This is a genomic window from Flavicella sp., from assembly GCF_029238425.1.
Lineage (GTDB): Bacteria > Bacteroidota > Bacteroidia > Flavobacteriales > Flavobacteriaceae > Flavicella.
In genome coordinates this window covers 1-16,729 of sequence record NZ_JAQWGB010000044.1, presented here as the reverse complement: position 1 = coordinate 16,729, position 16,729 = coordinate 1, and the positions used below count along the sequence as shown (strand labels likewise).

Annotated in this window: 14 protein-coding genes; 6 read left to right on the top strand and 8 right to left on the bottom strand. The window is 34.0% G+C overall.

Annotated elements, in window-relative coordinates; translation table 11 throughout:
* The coding region (locus P8H68_RS02990; RefSeq protein WP_300321405.1) for a gamma carbonic anhydrase family protein at window positions 1-407 on the bottom strand (407 nt) is incomplete at its 3' end.
* Window positions 408-581: 174 nt separating this feature from the next.
* Between P8H68_RS02990 and P8H68_RS02985 the strand changes: the two genes are divergently transcribed.
* The 3 genes from P8H68_RS02985 to P8H68_RS02975 are packed head-to-tail and all read left to right on the top strand — an operon-like array spanning window position 582 to window position 4,835.
* Window positions 582-2,747: a S9 family peptidase gene (locus P8H68_RS02985; protein WP_300321402.1), complete on the top strand. Its 2,166-nt coding sequence runs from the start codon at window positions 582-584 to the stop codon at window positions 2,745-2,747.
* A 12-nt stretch (window positions 2,748-2,759) separates the two neighbouring features.
* Complete coding sequence (locus P8H68_RS02980; protein ID WP_300321400.1) at window positions 2,760-4,307, top strand: peptide MFS transporter; 1,548 nt, start codon at window positions 2,760-2,762, stop codon at window positions 4,305-4,307.
* Window positions 4,308-4,325: 18 nt separating this feature from the next.
* Complete coding sequence (locus P8H68_RS02975) at window positions 4,326-4,835, top strand: DUF255 domain-containing protein (RefSeq protein WP_300321398.1); 510 nt, start codon at window positions 4,326-4,328, stop codon at window positions 4,833-4,835.
* Here the strand turns inward: P8H68_RS02975 and P8H68_RS02970 are convergent.
* The 4 genes from P8H68_RS02970 to P8H68_RS02955 are packed head-to-tail and all read right to left on the bottom strand — an operon-like array spanning window position 4,830 to window position 8,560.
* On the bottom strand, window positions 4,830-5,891 hold the full coding sequence (locus P8H68_RS02970) for an AMP-binding protein (RefSeq protein ID WP_300321395.1): 1,062 nt from the start codon (window positions 5,889-5,891) through the stop codon (window positions 4,830-4,832). The genes P8H68_RS02975 and P8H68_RS02970 overlap by 6 nt on opposite strands.
* A complete protein-coding gene (locus P8H68_RS02965; protein WP_300321393.1) occupies window positions 5,878-6,831 on the bottom strand; it encodes a type II CAAX endopeptidase family protein in 954 nt (317 codons plus the stop codon). The genes P8H68_RS02970 and P8H68_RS02965 overlap by 14 nt, the downstream gene beginning before the upstream one ends.
* A 1-nt stretch (window position 6,832) precedes the next feature.
* Window positions 6,833-7,870, bottom strand: coding sequence for an o-succinylbenzoate synthase (locus tag P8H68_RS02960; RefSeq protein ID WP_300321406.1), 1,038 nt, complete (start codon window positions 7,868-7,870; stop codon window positions 6,833-6,835).
* Window positions 7,871-7,882: 12 nt separating this feature from the next.
* Window positions 7,883-8,560 carry a metal-dependent hydrolase gene (locus tag P8H68_RS02955; RefSeq protein WP_300321392.1) on the bottom strand — a complete coding sequence of 226 codons (678 nt, stop codon included), beginning with the start codon at window positions 8,558-8,560 and terminating at the stop codon, window positions 7,883-7,885.
* 105 nt (window positions 8,561-8,665) lie between these two features.
* On the opposite strand from P8H68_RS02955, the gene P8H68_RS02950 reads away from it, so the two are divergent.
* The 3 genes from P8H68_RS02950 (at window position 8,666) to P8H68_RS02940 (ending at window position 11,354) form a co-directional block, all read left to right on the top strand.
* Entirely contained in the window at window positions 8,666-9,517 is an 852-nt protein-coding gene (locus P8H68_RS02950; RefSeq protein ID WP_300321390.1) for a DUF2911 domain-containing protein, read from the top strand.
* Window positions 9,518-9,692: 175 nt separating this feature from the next.
* Window positions 9,693-10,493, top strand: coding sequence for a DUF2490 domain-containing protein (locus tag P8H68_RS02945; RefSeq protein WP_300321389.1), 801 nt, complete (start codon window positions 9,693-9,695; stop codon window positions 10,491-10,493).
* A gap of 9 nt (window positions 10,494-10,502) precedes the next feature.
* A complete protein-coding gene (locus P8H68_RS02940) occupies window positions 10,503-11,354 on the top strand; it encodes a hypothetical protein (protein ID WP_300321387.1) in 852 nt (283 codons plus the stop codon).
* Window positions 11,355-11,357: 3 nt separating this feature from the next.
* On the opposite strand, the gene P8H68_RS02935 is transcribed toward P8H68_RS02940, so the two are convergent.
* The 3 genes from P8H68_RS02935 to P8H68_RS02925 all read right to left on the bottom strand — a co-directional run bounded on the left by P8H68_RS02935 (window position 11,358) and on the right by P8H68_RS02925 (window position 16,570).
* Window positions 11,358-12,281, bottom strand: a complete 924-nt coding sequence (locus tag P8H68_RS02935) for a DUF6268 family outer membrane beta-barrel protein (RefSeq protein WP_300321385.1) — start codon at window positions 12,279-12,281, stop codon at window positions 11,358-11,360.
* 10 nt (window positions 12,282-12,291) lie between these two features.
* Window positions 12,292-13,959: a sodium:solute symporter gene (locus P8H68_RS02930; RefSeq protein WP_300321383.1), complete on the bottom strand. Its 1,668-nt coding sequence runs from the start codon at window positions 13,957-13,959 to the stop codon at window positions 12,292-12,294.
* Between the two features lie 118 nt (window positions 13,960-14,077).
* The gene (locus tag P8H68_RS02925; protein WP_300321381.1) at window positions 14,078-16,570 is read right to left on the bottom strand and encodes a PIG-L family deacetylase; all 2,493 of its coding nucleotides are present in this window, start codon (window positions 16,568-16,570) and stop codon (window positions 14,078-14,080) included.
* Window positions 16,571-16,729: the final 159 nt, after the last annotated feature.

Here is a 16,729-nt window from a genome sequence, read left to right as displayed (position 1 = left end):
CCAGCATAAACGGAGCCTGATTTGATATGAGTTCCTTTTGCTACCACAGCACCAGCGGCAATAATACTATTACTTTCAACAATACAATCATCCATCACAATAGCCCCCATCCCTACCAAAACATCATCATGAATAGTACATCCATGCACGATAGCATTATGTCCCACAGAAACATTGTTCCCGATAGTGGTTGGTGATTTTTCAAAAGTTGCATGTATCACTGCCCCATCTTGAATATTTACTTTATTACCCATTTTTATAAAATGCACATCACCTCTTACCACAGCATTGTACCAAATACTGCATTGATCTCCCATAGAAACCTCTCCAAGAATCACACAATTTTCAGCTAAAAAACAATCTTCACCAAAGGAAGGTTTACATCCTCTTACCTCTTTAATTATCATAAAATTCAATTTATTCTATTATCAAAAAAACTCAAACCAAAGATACAGAACTTATATCTCAAAAACCGAATAAACCCTATGAGATACTTAACATTATACTACCAATTTAAGTGAGTCAAGAGATTATTATTTATTTAATTTTTCATAAATTGACCGTTAAAATATTTTTACCGAATGCACTACATCTTTAGACTAATATTAATTCTTACTCCTTTTCTTTTAACCGCTCAATCACAGCAAATTACCAATGAGAAAATTTGGTCTGGAGAATTTAGGCAAAACTACCTAGAATCCTACAGTCCGATGAAAGGAGACTTCTATAGCCTCTTAAATTACGACAGAGCTGCGCGTTCTACAAGTATTGATGTTTATAGTTATGCTTCTCTAGAAAAAATTAAAACTTTAGTTTCTAGCAAAGACCTTAGCGATATTGCCTATTTTGATGCCTATACCTTCAATGCTTCAGAAACGCATGTATTATTGGCTACAAACACAGAGTCTATCTATAGACACTCATCAAAATCAATTTTCTATGTTTATGAAATAGCTTCAAAAAAAATTAGCAAAATTTCTGATTCCCCTATTCAAGAACCTACTTTTTCTAAGGACAGTAAAAAAATTGCCTTCGTTCAAGACAATAATATTTATGTAAAAACACTGGCAAACAACAAAACGGACCAAGTAACTTTTGATGGCGCAAAAAACCAAATCATCAACGGAATTACAGATTGGGTTTATGAAGAGGAATTTGCATTTGTCAAAGCCTATGAATGGAGTTCTGACAGTAACAAAATTGCCTATTTAAAATTTAATGAAACCGAGGTTCCTACTTTTTCTATGGATATTTTTGGCAATGCACTGTACCCAACTCCTTTTACTTTCAAATACCCAAAAGCTGGAGAAAAAAATTCTAAAGTAACTCTTCATGTTGCCGACTTACTTTCAAATGCTTCCAAAGAAATCGTATTAGATTCTTATGAATATATCCCTTTATTAAAATGGACCAACAATAGCGATAATGTTGCTGTGGTTACCTTAAACAGGCATCAGAATAAATTAAAATTATATACTGTAAATGGCAACAATAGTACTAAAAAATTGATACTTGAAGAAAATGATTCTTGCTATGTAGAGGTCGACAAAATTGCTGATATCCATTTTTTAAAAAATAACAGTTTCATCATGCAAAGTGAAAAAACCGGATACAATCATTTGTTTCACTACAACGCAAGTGGTAAACTAATCAAACAAATCACTAAAGGAAAATGGGATGTGACCAAATTTTATGGAGTCGATGCAAAAGAAAGAAAACTCTTTTATCAATCTGTGGAAGATGGAAGTATTGAACGAACAATTTATGCCATCAACCTAAATGGAAAAAGCAAAAAATTGATCAGTAAAAAATCAGGTACTTCTGATGCCGACTTTAGCAGTACAAAAAAATATGCCATTATCAATCACTCTGATGCAAGTACTCCGCTCAGTTACTCTTTGTTTAATGGAAAAAAAATAGTCAAAGAAATTGCAAATAACAAGCAACTCAAAGAAAAGCTAGAACCATTTAACACCTCGACAAAAGAATTTTCAGAGATTACAACAGACAATGGAACTTTTAACATGTGGATGCTCAAACCAAAAGATTTTTCTTCAGAGAAAAGTTACCCACTGGTAATGGTTCAATATTCTGGTCCAGGTTCACAAAGTGTTTCTAACTCATGGAATAGTTACAATGATTATTGGTACCACCTGTTGACACAAAAAGGATTTATTGTTGCTTGTGTTGATGGAAGAGGAACTGGTTATAAAGGAGCTGCTTTTAAAAAAGTGACCTATAAAGAATTGGGTAAATATGAAACCATCGATCAAATTGAAGCTGCTAAAAAACTAGGAGCCTTGCCATATATCAACGAAAACGCTATTGCTATTTGGGGATGGAGCTATGGTGGTTTTATGGCCAGTAATTGTATTCTTAAAGGCGCTGATGTTTTCAATACAGCCATCGCTGTTGCACCCGTTACTTCCTGGAGGTTTTACGATTCTATATACACAGAAAGATACATGCAAACACCTGAAGAAAACCCGGAAGGATATGATATGAATTCTCCCTTGTTTCATGCAGATAAATTGAAAGGAAATTATTTAATTATTCATGGTTCAGGCGATGACAATGTACATGTACAAAACACGTATCAAATGACAAATGCCTTGATTCAGGCAAATAAAAATTTTGAACAAGCCATCTACCCAGATAGAACTCATGGTATTTATAGAGGTCAAAATACAAGACTGCATTTATTCAATAAAATGACAACTTACCTAGAACAACATTTAAAAAATTAAAATCTACCCCTTATGTCAAATAACAATACTGATCAATTTTTCAAAGACAATGTGCTAGGGCATCCTGCCGGACTTTTTGTTTTGTTTTTCACAGAAATGTGGGAACGATTCTCTTATTATGGAATGCGTGCTTTATTGGTTTTATTTCTAACTTCAGCCTTATTAGATGGAGGTTGGGCCTGGTCTAGAGAAGAAGCTTTAGGCTTGTATGGAACATACACCATGTTAGTTTATTTTACTCCAGTAATTGGTGGTTATTTGGCTGATAAATTTTTAGGGTATCGATGGGCAGTTGCTTTAGGTGCTTTGATTATGACTGCGGGACATGCCGCCATGACTTTTGACACCCCTACCAGTTTGTATATTGGAATTGCCTGTTTGATTGCTGGTAATGGACTTTTTAAGCCAAACATGACTTCTATTATTTCTGAAATGTATGATGATAGACCCGAGAAAAAAGATGGCGCTTATACCATTTATTATATGGGAGTAAATGCAGGAGCATTTTTAGGAATTTTATTATGTGGATATATTGGAGAAACCTATGGTTTTCATTGGGGTTTTGGTTTGGCTGGAATTTTTATGTTTTTAGGAATGTTACAATTTTGGTTTGCACAAAACATTTTTGGTAATATTGGGCTTTCTAAAAAACAACAAGACAGAATTCCAACGGAAGAAATTAATGAAAAAGCCCCCACTGTAAGTGATGCTGTTCAGAGAGATCGTTATATTGTTGTAGGAATATTGGCATTTTTTACAGTTTTCTTTTGGGCCGCTTTTGAACAAGCAGGTGGTTCTATGACTATTTTTGCAAAAGACTACACCAATAGAGTTCTAGACGGAACTGCAGCCACTGTTTTTAGAATTACAAACACATTAATCACGGTAGTGCCATTAGCGATCATAACTTATGTTTTGTTCCTTTTGTTTAGGATGACTTTTAAAAAATATGCTGTTTCAAATTTATTTCTAGGAGCTAGTTTTGTTATCATCTGGGGAATAGTTATATGGATGTTAAAAAACCAATTCAACGATAGTTCTACTGAAATCCCTGCATCTTGGTTTGGAATTTTAAACTCTTTCTATATTATTGCTTTTGCTCCCCTATTTTCAAAAATATGGGAAAGCAAATTCAATCCACCTGCTAGTGTTAAGTTTGGAATTGGGTTGATTTTATTAGGACTTGGTTTTGGATTTTTAGCCTATGGTTCTACTGGAATCCCATCTGGCGCACAAACAGCTTCTGTGAGTGTTATCTGGTTAATATTAGCTTATTTGTTACATACTTTAGGAGAATTGACTTTATCACCAGTTGGACTGTCTTATTTATCAAAATTAGTACCCGCTAGTAAAATTGGATTGATGTTTGGACTTTGGTATGTTGCCATTGGAATGGGAAACAAAGTAGCTGGTTCTATGGGAGGAATGATTGATAAAATCACCGCCGAATACTCCTTGACAACTTTTTTCTTAATTTTCACTTTAGTTCCAGTGGGAGCCGGATTTATTGTAATTTTATTGACGAGAAAAATAAAATCATTGATGCACGGGGTTCACTAACCCAAATAAAATCAAGCTATGAAAAAATATATTTTTATCATTTTTCTTTTTTGCCTGTCAACACAAGCTCAAGAAATTGAATGGATCAGTTTTGAAAAAGCCATTGAATTGAATAAAAAGAATCCAAAAACTATATTGATTGATGTCTATACTGACTGGTGTGGTTATTGTAAAAAAATGGATCATATCACTTACGAAAACCCAGTCATAGCAACAATTATAAACGACAATTATTACGCCGTTAAATTAGATGCAGAGCAAACCACTCCTATCCTTTACAAAGGCAAGGAGTATAAATTTATCAAACAAGGCAAAAAAGGATACAACGAATTGGCTGCAAGTATACTTCATGGAGAAATGAGCTACCCCTCTACTGTTTTTATGGATCAAGACGAACGTTTGATTCAAAAACTGCCGGGATATTTAGATCCGAAAGAAATGGAGCCTATTTTATTATATTTTGCTCAACAAAATTTTTTGACGGTCTCTTGGGAAACTTTTAAAGAAGAGTTTGTCAGTAATCTATAAGTACTTTTCTAAAATAGCAGCCCTTTTAATCTTTCCTGTTTCCGTCATGATAAATTTATCTACAAAATAAATTTCCTTTGGAAACTGATAAGTATCCAATTCAGCACCTAAAAGAAATTCTTTAATATCAGAATTCTTTATTTTTTTTTCGTTTTTTTCTTCTATCACTAGAACTACTTTTTCACCTAAAATAGAGTCTGGAATACCTGAAACAAAAAAATTGCTTTCTATCACCTTAGAGATTTTATTTTCTATCTGTTCTGGTATCAATTTAATTCCTCCACTATTAATAACGGAATCATAGCGCCCCAACCATTCGAAAGAAGTTTCAGAAACCAAACGAACCAAATCATTAGTAACCACTTTATCATCAGAAATCTTGGGAGCATCAATAATCAAACAACCTCTTTTATCTAAGGACAATGTTACGGAAGGCAAGGCATGATATAATTCCCCCTCCTCTTCATGTACCTTATTTATTTTTTTTATCGCAATATGGGTAACTGTTTCCGTCATTCCATATGTCGCATAAATTTCTGTTTTAATATTCTGTATTTTTATTGCTAATTCTTTTGAAACAACTCCACCTCCTACAATCAAGGTTTTCACCCTATCCAATTCCTCAAGAGAATTTGATAACTGCAACGGAACCATAGCCGCAAAGTCAAAATTAACTTTAGTATTTTTTAATGGAGTTGAAGAAACAGGAACAACGGTTAATTCCCAGCCCAACAAAAGAGCTCTAACCCACATCATTTTCCCTGCAATAAAGTCTGATGACATACAAAGCAATGCTTTTGTACCAGGAACTAATTCAAAATAAGTCCCGGTTGCAGATGCAGAATTCAGCATTTGCTCTTTCTTAATTTTTATTACTTTAGGAACACCCGTAGAACCTGAGGTTTTTACTACAACGTATTCTTTCTGATCAAACCATTCCTCTAAAAAAGAAACTCCTTCAATCTCCTTTTCTTTTAAAAACGAAATTAATTTTTTAGGAGCTTGAAGCTTCTCTCCATTTATCTTAAAACTAGGATGTATATTAAAATGAGTCATATTCTTTTTCTAACAATGGCACTTCTATTTCTCCAGTAAGTCTCTGTTTCCAATCTGTCCAACCGTATCTCTTAGCGTACACAAAAATCATGACTGGAAATAATACCATAGAAGGTACAATTGCGGTAATTAGATTAGGCTCTGCAATATCCTTAAAAATAGAATATGTCTGAAATACTTGCCAATCGGCTGTTACCAATAAAGCAGAAATTAAATTATTCGCCGCATGAAACCCTAAACTTAATTCCATACCATCATCCATTAAAGTAATGATTCCTAGAAAAAAACCAGTTCCTATATAATACACCATAAGTCCATAACCCAATTTTGCAACCTCAGGATTAGAGATATGCAACACCCCAAACACTACAGAAGTAAACAACAAGGGAAACCATCTGTTTCTTGACAATACTCCCATTGTCTGCATCAAATACCCCCTAAAAACATATTCCTCAAAACTAGTTTGAAAAGGAATTAATAATCCCCCAATGACTAGTAAAATTAAAAAAGGTTTCCATTGAAAATTGAGAACCAAAGATTCCGGAGCAACAAGCAATTGAATCAGCACAAAACTCACAATTATAGCCATCCAAACCAAAAAAGAAAAACGAACTCTTTTCCAATCTATTTTTTCTCTTCCAGTTGTAAGATGCACTAAGCTTTGCTTATGAATATATTTGACCGACACTAACAAAGCAATAAGACCTCCTACAAAAGGTAAAATCATATACACCAATCCAACATTAGAATCAAAGAGAGACATCACATAAGAAACGTCATCCAAACGACTTGCATCCGCCTCTCCCAAAGCAGTTTTGACTCCAATAGCCATGGAGTGTGGAATTGAAAATAAAAATACACCCATAATAACCACCACAATGGTCGCTATATATTTCCACCAGTCAGTTTGTCCTAAAAACCCTTTTTGTAAAAAATCCATTCTAAAAATTTAGTTCACCCCATTTTTTGGATGAATTATACCATAATTTCCCATCTTCAACATGCAAAGGAGAATCTATATTATTTGTAAACAAAGCTCCAGTTCCTAATCCTTGCGGCATAGTGGTCTGCAATTTACTTGTATATTGTGCAATTGCATTTAATCCAATATTACTTTCCAAAGCAGATGTTATCCACCACTCAATATTATTTTTTTCCACTACAGAAATCCAATCGTCGCTCCCTTGGATCCCTCCAACCAAACTTGGTTTTAAAATAATGTACTGAGGTTGTATCTCATCTATCAAAGCTATTTTATCTTCTCTAGAAAAAACGCCTATCAACTCTTCATCTAAAGCGATTGGAAGTGGAGTTTTCAAACAAAGTTTTGCCATTTCAGAAATTTGACCTTGCTTGATGGGTTGCTCAATGGAATGCAAATCAAACTTTGCAAGACGTTCTAATTTAGACAAAGCTTCTTCTGGAGAAAAAGCTCCATTGGCATCTACTCTAAGTTCTATTTCGTTAGCAGAAAACCGCTCTCTTATAGAAGCCAATAGTTCACATTCTTTATCAAAGTTTATCGCTCCAATTTTTAACTTTATAGTTCCAAATCCTGCTTTCAACTTTTCTTCGATTTGCCTCTGCATAAAACCTGGATCTCCCATCCATATCAATCCATTTATTGATATTGGTTTGTTGACGGAAACAAAATCCGTATCAAATATTTGAAACTTATCTTTAGATGCAAAAGACAAAAATGCTTGTTCTACACCAAATTGAATCGAAGGGTACTGATAAAGTTCATTTAGCAAAGCTTCTTTTCCTAAAGAAATATGATTACAAACCCATTGTAACTTCTCTTCATAATCTGGCTTATCATCAATACTCAACCCTCTAAACAAACCACATTCTCCTATTCCTTCTTTCCCCTGTTCTTCTAGGAGAATAAAAAAAGTTTCTTTGGTTTTCAGAACTCCTCTAGAGGTTCCACTTGCTTGCTTAAAATTTAAAATATATCTCTTGTAGGTAGCTTTCAACATAAATTCTAATTACAATTGAATTTGCTCTCCTATTTTCAAAAGCATCAAATCTTTATCCTTGTCATAAAACTTTTTAATCGCAGCTTCATGGTCAATTTCAATGTAACCGAAAGTATCAAAATGACAACCGATAATTTTTGAACATTCTATAAAATCACTCGCTATAATGGCATCATCAACCCCCATGGTAAAATTATCTCCAACCGGTAAAATAGCCACATCTAATTTTGCTTTCAAAGGAATCAATTTCATATCCATTGTCAAGGCAGTATCCCCAGCAATATAAATTACTTTATGCTCTCCCTCTATTAAAAAACCACCTGGGTTTCCACCATAAGATCCATCAGGAAACGAACTTGAATGAACTGCATTGGTATAAGTTACTTTTCCGAAATCAAACTCCCATGTTCCGCCGTGATTCATTGGATGACCTGAGACTCCTAATTTCTCGAAATAACTAACAATTTCAAAATTTGAAACAACCACAGCATCCGAAAGTTTTGCTATTTTTTCAACATCTGCAATATGATCTTCATGGGCATGTGTTACCAAAATATAATCTGCATTTAATGCTGATATATTGATATCTTCAGCCAATGGATTCGGGGTAATAAATGGATCCACAATAATTTTTGTTTCCTCAATTTCTATTAAAAAACTAGCATGTCCTAAAAAAGTAATTTTCATATCATTCTTTTATAATTATAGTAAAGTAAAGATACCTTTTTATTTAAATACAACTTAATTAAAAGTCCGTATCTTGGGAGGAGTAATCAACAAATTTTAAAAATTATGAAAAAAATTATTTTAGCGCTTTTTACCATTTCGCTAACCTCGCTTACTGCTCAAGTAAAAACACCACAACCTAGTCCACTTGGAACAAATTCTCAAAAAGTTGGGATGACTACCGTTAGCGTAGAATACTCTAGACCCAGTGTCAAAGGGAGAACTATTTTTGGTGATTTAGTACCTTATGGAAAAATATGGAGAACTGGAGCCAATGCAAACACCAAAATAACCATTGACACGGAAATCACCGTGGATGGACAAGAATTAAAGGCAGGTACTTATGCTTTATATACAAAACCAAATAAAGATTCATGGGAAATATTTTTTTATAGCGATTCTGAAAACTGGGGAAACCCTCAAAAATGGGAGGATGCAAAAGTTGCTGCTAAAACATCTGTAAAATCATACCCGGTACCTTTTAACGTGGAAACAATGGCTATTGGCTTTAATGAGATCAAAGGAAACAGCGCTCATTTAGAATTGATTTGGGAAAAAACCTATGTTGCAATTCCTTTTGAAGTTCCTACAGATAGAATTGTAATGGCAAGTATTGAGTCTACAATGGAAGGTGAACCAAAGGCAAATGATTATTACGCTGCCGCAGTGTATTACTTAAATAATGACAAGGATATAAAACTTGCACAAAAATGGATTGACAAAGCGGTAAAACAACAAAAAAAGAAACCTAAATTCTGGGTTATCAGACAACAATCTTTAATCCATGCCAAGGCGGGTGACACGAAAGGAGCAATCAAAGCTGCAAAAAAATCTTTAGAACTAGCACAGAAAGCTAATAATAGAGATTATATAAACATGAATACAGTTTCTCTGAAAGAATGGGAAGTAGAGATATAAAAAACCAACACAATGGAAAAGCCCAAATAACATTTATTTGGGCTTTTTTTTGAATATTTTCTTAATTTACTCATACTTAAAACGCAATTGATTCTTTTAATACTTTTTACATTCCAAATCTATTGTATTTTTATAGTCTACTAATAGCTTTTTGTTCTTACAACACCTTGATTAAATGAAGAAAACACTATTCTTTTTATTCTTAATATTTCACACACTAACCAATCAAGCACAAACTGAACCCAGTGTTAATTTGGAGGAAACAGGCATCTGGGCAGGACTTTATTTAAAGATCAGACTAAACAAAACCCTTGGCTATTATGCTGAACATCATTACAGAGCTAGAAATTCAGTTGATAATATAACCTCCTTTGTTGGAAGACCCCGTCAAGTTTACAATCGTTTTGGTCTTAATATTTTCGTTAACGACAATTTTGAAATTGTTGTAGGTCCAACTTTGGTTTTTAACTTCACTCCAGACCCAGGAAATCCGAATTACGAAACTACTACTGTTGAACCAAGAATATGGCATCAATGGTTATTTAAGTCACCGAAAATAGGGCGCGTTAAACTTATTCATCAATTTAGATTTGAGCATCGATGGAAAAAGAGCAACGAAGTTGGAGCGAATTACCAATATACAAATAGATATCGATACAAACTCTTTTCATACATCCCTTTGAACAAACCTGTAATCGAGCCAAAAACATTCTTTTTCTCTCCTAGTGTTGAAATTTTCATGCAATCTGGTCACAACATCGCTTACAATCCTTTTGAAGATTTTAGAACTTATAATGGATTCGGTTATGTGATCAATAATTCGGTTACTCTTTTTGCAGGACATATGTGGACTTTAGGTCAGAAATCAACTGGTTATGAATATAAAACGAGTCATATTTTACGATTCAATGTATTTATTGGAATTGATGGCAGAAAAACGGCAAACAGACTTCCAAAAATTAACTTAGGATACTAATCAGAACAAATGAAAAAAAGAACTTTAATCATTATAATTATAGCGACATTGATCAATGTTGTTTTATTTGTATTCAACGGATTTGGCTATTCTAAAAAATCAGAATTAAAGTTTTTAGCCTTAAAATCTGATGCAGATAGTCTGCTCATTCACAAAGAATATAAGAATGCAATTACAGCATACCAAAAACTACATTCTAAATATCCTAGAAAAATTGATATTGTAAAAACTCAATCGATGATTGACGAATTAATTCAAGTGAACGAAATCATAACCAACTATCAAGAAAAAATAGATTCCTATGAAACCTTAATTGTAGCACTTCAAGAAGAAAGTACCTTGACTCAAAAAGAGTTCAATACCCTTTTAAAAAACTATCATACAGAAAAGGAGAACCACCTCAACAAAAGAAAACTTGACAGTATTTTTATTTCTATGATAGAATCGGAAATTGAAGACTTGACGGATTCAAAAAACCTGAGTATTTCAAGAAAAGAAATGCTCCGACTAAAAACAAAAGAGGGATTGGACATTATTTATCTAGGTGACGTAGTGAACGACGCTGCGCATGGACAAGGGGTAGCTATCTTCGCAAAAAAAGGCTTTTACGAAGGAGAATGGAAGAACAACAAAAGACATGGCTACGGATCCTACTATTGGCAAAATGGAGACTCTTACGAAGGAGAATATAATGATGACAATCGAGAAGGTTACGGAACCTACTTTTTTTCTTCGGGTGATGTTTATATGGGGCAATGGAAAAACAACCTAAGAAACGGTTCTGGAAAAGTAACCAACAAAAAAAATAAAATTATTTACGATGGTCTTTGGAAAGACGATAAGGCAATTTCTAAAAAATAATTTTTATAATTTGATTGCATAGACGAGGCGAATATGCGCATAAGTACCATCATTAAAGTTAGCGTTTTTCTGAGTTCTATTATCTCCTATGGTCGCTAAAGGAAGTGCTAAATCAATCTTATCATTTTCATCGTATTGGGCATAACTTCTTCCAAAGGAATAACCATACCTACCTTCTACATGAATGTTCCCAAATAAGTTATACCTCGCAAACAAGCCTAAATCAATACTTCTTCTTTCGATATAATCATTCTGGTAGGCCTCTTCTCCCAAACGATAGGAAGTAACCAACCCAAAATGATGCATACCTAGATTCAATTTATCATTTACTTTGTATTTAATTTTAGAATAAATTGGCAGCAAACCAGACATAGACCATCTTTCAGACATCTTCCATTCTAAATTCACCAAAGGGACAATGTTTACACCAAACGTTTCTTGATTATATAAAGCACCATATCCAATTTTCAAATTCTCATTATAAATCTTTTCATAAATAAACGTTCCCCCAAACTGAAAATGTTTTCCGTTGATATTTTTAAAATCCGACATCAAACGTGGTATAAAAATAGCTTGGATAGAGTTTCCATTCTCAAACTTTTGAATAAAACCAGTTCGTAAAATCAAACCGTGAATCTGTATTGGGTTTGCAATATCCACTGGCATGGTCTCATTATTATTTACATTCCACTGCATATAATTGACACTATTATACCAAATCTGCTTTTCATTTAATACAATTGGAACTACCAAATTAACCATGGCTCCTCTCTCCGTAGCATCCCCTTTAAAATTAGAGTTCTCATCAGCAATATAGGGTTGCGGACTCCCAAAATGCCCTGAAACAGTTACTATATCTAAAGACTCTTGGGCTGAGAGTTGCACTCCACAGAACACCATAAAAATTAATACGATTCTCTTTTTCATTTTCTTTTTTTTAATTCAGACTAAGGTTTTTCTTATTGAATTTCTCCAATAGGATGGCCAACAACATTACTAGCATACATCCTAATAAGTTCAGCCATAAATAGGGTAACAAATCCAAAAACCAGACTGCAATAATAATGATTTGCGTAAAAATAGCGGCATAGAAAACAGCATTTCCTTTAACACTCTTAACAAAAAACGCCAAAAGGAAGATTCCTAACACGTTTCCGTAAAATATAGAACCGATAATATTTACCAATTGAATTAAATTATCAAAGAGATTGGCAACACAGGCAACCAAAATAGCTAAGACACCCCAAGCCAAAGTAAACCATTTTGTTACTTTCACATAATATGCATCATCATACTCTTTGCTTGTATTTCGCTTAAACAAATCCATTGTTGTTGTGGAAGCCAAAGCGTTTAGTTCAGAAGCAGTAGAGGACATAGCTGCTGACAAAATAACGGCAAGCAACAACCCAATCAAACCACGGGGAAGATTATTTAAAATAAAATGGATAAATACATAATCCTTATCATTCGTCTCTACGTTTTTATCCGTTTTTGAAATCAATTCTTTTGCTTCTTCCTTTAAAGCTCTATCCCTAGTATTCAGTTTTTTAATTTCTTGGATATTGTTGGTCGATAATTCTTCTAACAGTAATGTTTTCTTTTTGTTTTCTATTTCTTGATGTTGCCCTTCTAATTCGGCATACAAAGCACTATTCTCAGAATTCACAATGACTTCCGTAGCTTTGGGATTAAAATTTAATGGGGCAGAATTGAACTGATAAAAAACAAATACAAAAACCCCCACCAATAATATAAAAAACTGCATTGGTATTTTTAGCAAACCGTTAAAAATCAATCCTAACTGACTTTCTCGCACAGATTTCCCTGACAAGTAACGCTGTACCTGACTTTGATCAGTTCCAAAATAAGAAAGCATTAAAAAAGTTCCCCCTAATATACCTGTCCATACAGTATACCTATTATTCAAATCAAACGAAAAATCCAATACATCCATTTTACCACTTGCTCCAGCAATTTCTAAGGCTTTGGTAAAAGTTATATTTTCTGGTAAATAATCTAAAATCAAATAAAAAGCTATAAACATTCCAGAGAAAATGATTGCCATTTGTTGTTTCTGTGTTACACTTACAGCTTTGGTACCACCCGAGACTGTGTAAATTATAACAAGCACACCAATGGCTATATTTAAAGGAATTAAGTCCCAACCTAACACAGCCGACAAAACAATTGCTGGTGCAAAAATGGTAATCCCAGCAGCCAAACCTCTCTGTATTAAAAACAAAATTGCAGCGAGCGATCTTGTCTTTAAATCAAACCTATCCTCCAAAAACTCATAAGCGGTATACACCTTTAGTCGATGATAAATTGGAATAAAAACCAAACAGATGATCACCATTGCCAAAGGCAAACCAAAATAGAACTGAACAAAGCCCATTCCATCATTAAAAGCCTGACCCGGTGTTGATAAAAAGGTAATTGCACTGGCCTGAGTCGCCATAACAGACAACCCAATCGTCCACCAATTAGACTCACTTCCTCCTTTTATAAATTCTTGAACATTTTTACTTCCTCTTGTTTTATAAGAACCATAAATTACAATAAACAATAAAGTCCCTGCTAAAACAATCCAGTCTACTATTTCCATAGCCAAATATTAAATTGAAAATTGATTCATGATTAAATAAAACAAAACGAAATACACCGCATTAGCCACCAAGACTACTGTGTAAATCTTTTTCCATTTGTAAACTGGTTTCTCCATATTATTTTTTGTTGTAAGATAAGATATTTGCAAACAACTTATAAGCTCCAGGTACTCCGGCCGGAAGCTCTCTAAAAAAGCTCAATCCTGTGTAGATATACGTTCCCTTTCCATAATGAGCTACCAACAAACTCCCTTCTCGCGAAGGCTCTCCAGCATCATTCATCGCTAAAATTGCAGTGTACTCTTTAGACCATTTATTAGGAAAATACAATCCACGTTCCTGCACCCATCCATCAAAATCTTTATCGCTAATTTTGTTGGGTGTATTTAAAATATCATGTTTTTTCTTTAAAAATTTCACTTCTGCATTCTCATCTGTAACACGATCTCTCGATACCTTTAGCGTAAAGGGAGCCCCAACCTCAACACCGCCTCTTCCAGCTGTGTTATACTGCACTACAAGATTACCTCCTTGTTTTACATAGTCCAAAAGAATAGCCTGTTTGAACTTCAATTCCTCCACCGTATTATAAGCTCTAATCCCTACAACAACAGCATCAAACTCATTCAACATTTCTAACTGAATTTCTTTAGGTTCAATTTTGGTAACGTTATATCCTATTTGTCTCAAACTTTCAGGCACTACATCTCCAGCTCCTTCAATATAACCAATAGAAGTACCTTTCTTTTTGATGTCCATACGCACCACCTTAGCCATGGAATGTTTCAACACACTCTGAGTAGGGATATGGTCATAAGCAATCTCAATTAATTCTTTATCGTAAAACTCACCATCCACCTTTGCGATTACTGAAATTTCAGCTTCACTCTGATTTTTAGGAGGTATTAGTTTGAACTTAAATTGCTTGGTTGCTCCTTTTTTCTCAATAGAAAAATTGATGAATTTTGGCTCAACAGTCCAACCCTCCGCATGGCAAAGTTCAACTTCACCTTGCACATTATCCTCACCAGCCTTTAAAGTCACTTCTATACTTTTAGCTTCTTGAGATTCAAATACCACAACCGGACTCTTCATTGAAACCGTAACTTTTGGCAACACCTCAAAAGGCTGATACAATTCCCCTTTATCTCGTTTGGCATATCTTCTAACAACGTCTTTGGTTATTTCTATAGTCTCTCCTTCAATTTCTAACTCAAAAACTACTTTTATATTCCTAGGAGTGTTTGGTAAACCTATCAAAGCCTGATCTTTTACTGTATACATCCCTAAATCTCGAAGATGTTCCAACCAATAAGGACTCGTCAACTTCTCGGCCTTCAACCATATTTTCTCCTTATAAATTTGTTTGCTATTCTCTAATAAAGAAACATTTTTTTCTTCTTTTTTACCGCTTGGCAAATAGGTGATCGATTTTAATTTAATATCATTTTTAGATCTATTCAAAATCTCCAATGCCACATCAACTGTTCCATTTGGAGTTGAGGAGGCTACTTTAGAAGATGCTTCTAAATACAAACCAGCACAAGCATAAATAATTTCAGACAATTCTTTTTCCTTCAATTCCCTCCAGTGATCATCGGAAACTTCAGCTAATTTGGAATAAGCTTTCATCAATTGCGAAAGATGCACTGAAGGATTTTTAAAGTTAAAATTTTCAAGGATTGGTTCAATTAGTTCCCCAATTGCTTTTCCTCCTTTTACTCTATTCCATGAAGTATCAATCCCTGAAAACAAATCTGCTTTATCGTCAGGAAATTCTCCTTTTAAAAATTCAATATATTCACTTTCTGATCCACGAGTTGAAAGCCTTCCAAAACCTTGACACAAATGTTGACTACTCGCCAACGCTGCTATTTCATTATTTGAAACTCCTTTTTGAGGATAATAAACTCCAATATCAAATTGTAACAAATTCTCTTTGCTCGCTTTTTTAAATTTTTCTTGACTTCCATAAAACCACCAAGAAGTGTTAAAAAACAACCTATTCGGCTTCCAAGTATTTACATAATCCAACTGAGATGTAAACTTTGAAGCATCGCTTGCCAAATCAAATGCTTCATAACTCAACATTGCCGAAGCTGTATGATGACCATGTGTTGTACCTGGTGTTCTATGATCAAATCTATTGATAACCACATCTGGTTGTATGGTACGAATAGCCCACACTACATCTGCCAAAACTTTTTCTCTATCCCAAATACTCAAAGTTTCCGTTGGGTTTTTAGAATAACCAAAATCATTGGCTCTAGAAAACCTCTGCTCACCTCCATCTACATTCCTTGCAGCCAACAATTCTTGAGTTCTAATTACCCCTAAAGACTCTCTAATTTCCGGACCTATTAAATTTTGTCCACCATCTCCTCTTGTCAATGATAAATAAACAGTCCTCGCTTTAACCTCGTTAGACAAATAACTTATCAAACGTGTATTTTCATCATCAGGATGCGCCGCTATGTAGAGTACGGTTCCTAAAAAATTAAATTCTTCTAACTTTTCAAATATTTGATTTGATGATAATTTTTCCGGTTTTTGTGAATTTGCTTGTGGTACAGTTATTCCCAAAAACAATAATAGCAATAGATATCTCATTTAACCTTGAAGATTTTGTTGAATTTTCTCAAATTTACTTTAATTTTTAACACCATGACTTTCAAGTACATTTAATTAGTGCACAAATATTCAGGCAGATAAAAATAAAAAAAACGGTAAGAATCTAATCTTACCGTTTCACAAAATTTTATTAAAGTA

Bases quoted from the DNA above. Each gene is read 5' to 3' on its own strand.
- P8H68_RS02985 (WP_300321402.1), top strand. From the start codon at position 582: ATGCACTACATCTTTAGACTAATATTAATTCTTACTCCTTTTCTTTTA.
- P8H68_RS02980 (WP_300321400.1), top strand. From the start codon at position 2,760: ATGTCAAATAACAATACTGATCAATTTTTCAAAGACAATGTGCTAGGG.
- P8H68_RS02975 (WP_300321398.1), top strand. From the start codon at position 4,326: ATGAAAAAATATATTTTTATCATTTTTCTTTTTTGCCTGTCAACACAA.
- P8H68_RS02970 (WP_300321395.1), bottom strand. From the start codon at position 5,891: ATGACTCATTTTAATATACATCCTAGTTTTAAGATAAATGGAGAGAAG.
- P8H68_RS02965 (WP_300321393.1), bottom strand. From the start codon at position 6,831: ATGGATTTTTTACAAAAAGGGTTTTTAGGACAAACTGACTGGTGGAAA.
- P8H68_RS02955 (WP_300321392.1), bottom strand. From the start codon at position 8,560: ATGAAAATTACTTTTTTAGGACATGCTAGTTTTTTAATAGAAATTGAG.
- P8H68_RS02950 (WP_300321390.1), top strand. From the start codon at position 8,666: ATGAAAAAAATTATTTTAGCGCTTTTTACCATTTCGCTAACCTCGCTT.
- P8H68_RS02945 (WP_300321389.1), top strand. From the start codon at position 9,693: ATGAAGAAAACACTATTCTTTTTATTCTTAATATTTCACACACTAACC.
- P8H68_RS02940 (WP_300321387.1), top strand. From the start codon at position 10,503: ATGAAAAAAAGAACTTTAATCATTATAATTATAGCGACATTGATCAAT.
- P8H68_RS02935 (WP_300321385.1), bottom strand. From the start codon at position 12,281: ATGAAAAAGAGAATCGTATTAATTTTTATGGTGTTCTGTGGAGTGCAA.
- P8H68_RS02930 (WP_300321383.1), bottom strand. From the start codon at position 13,959: ATGGAAATAGTAGACTGGATTGTTTTAGCAGGGACTTTATTGTTTATT.
- P8H68_RS02925 (WP_300321381.1), bottom strand. From the start codon at position 16,570: ATGAGATATCTATTGCTATTATTGTTTTTGGGAATAACTGTACCACAA.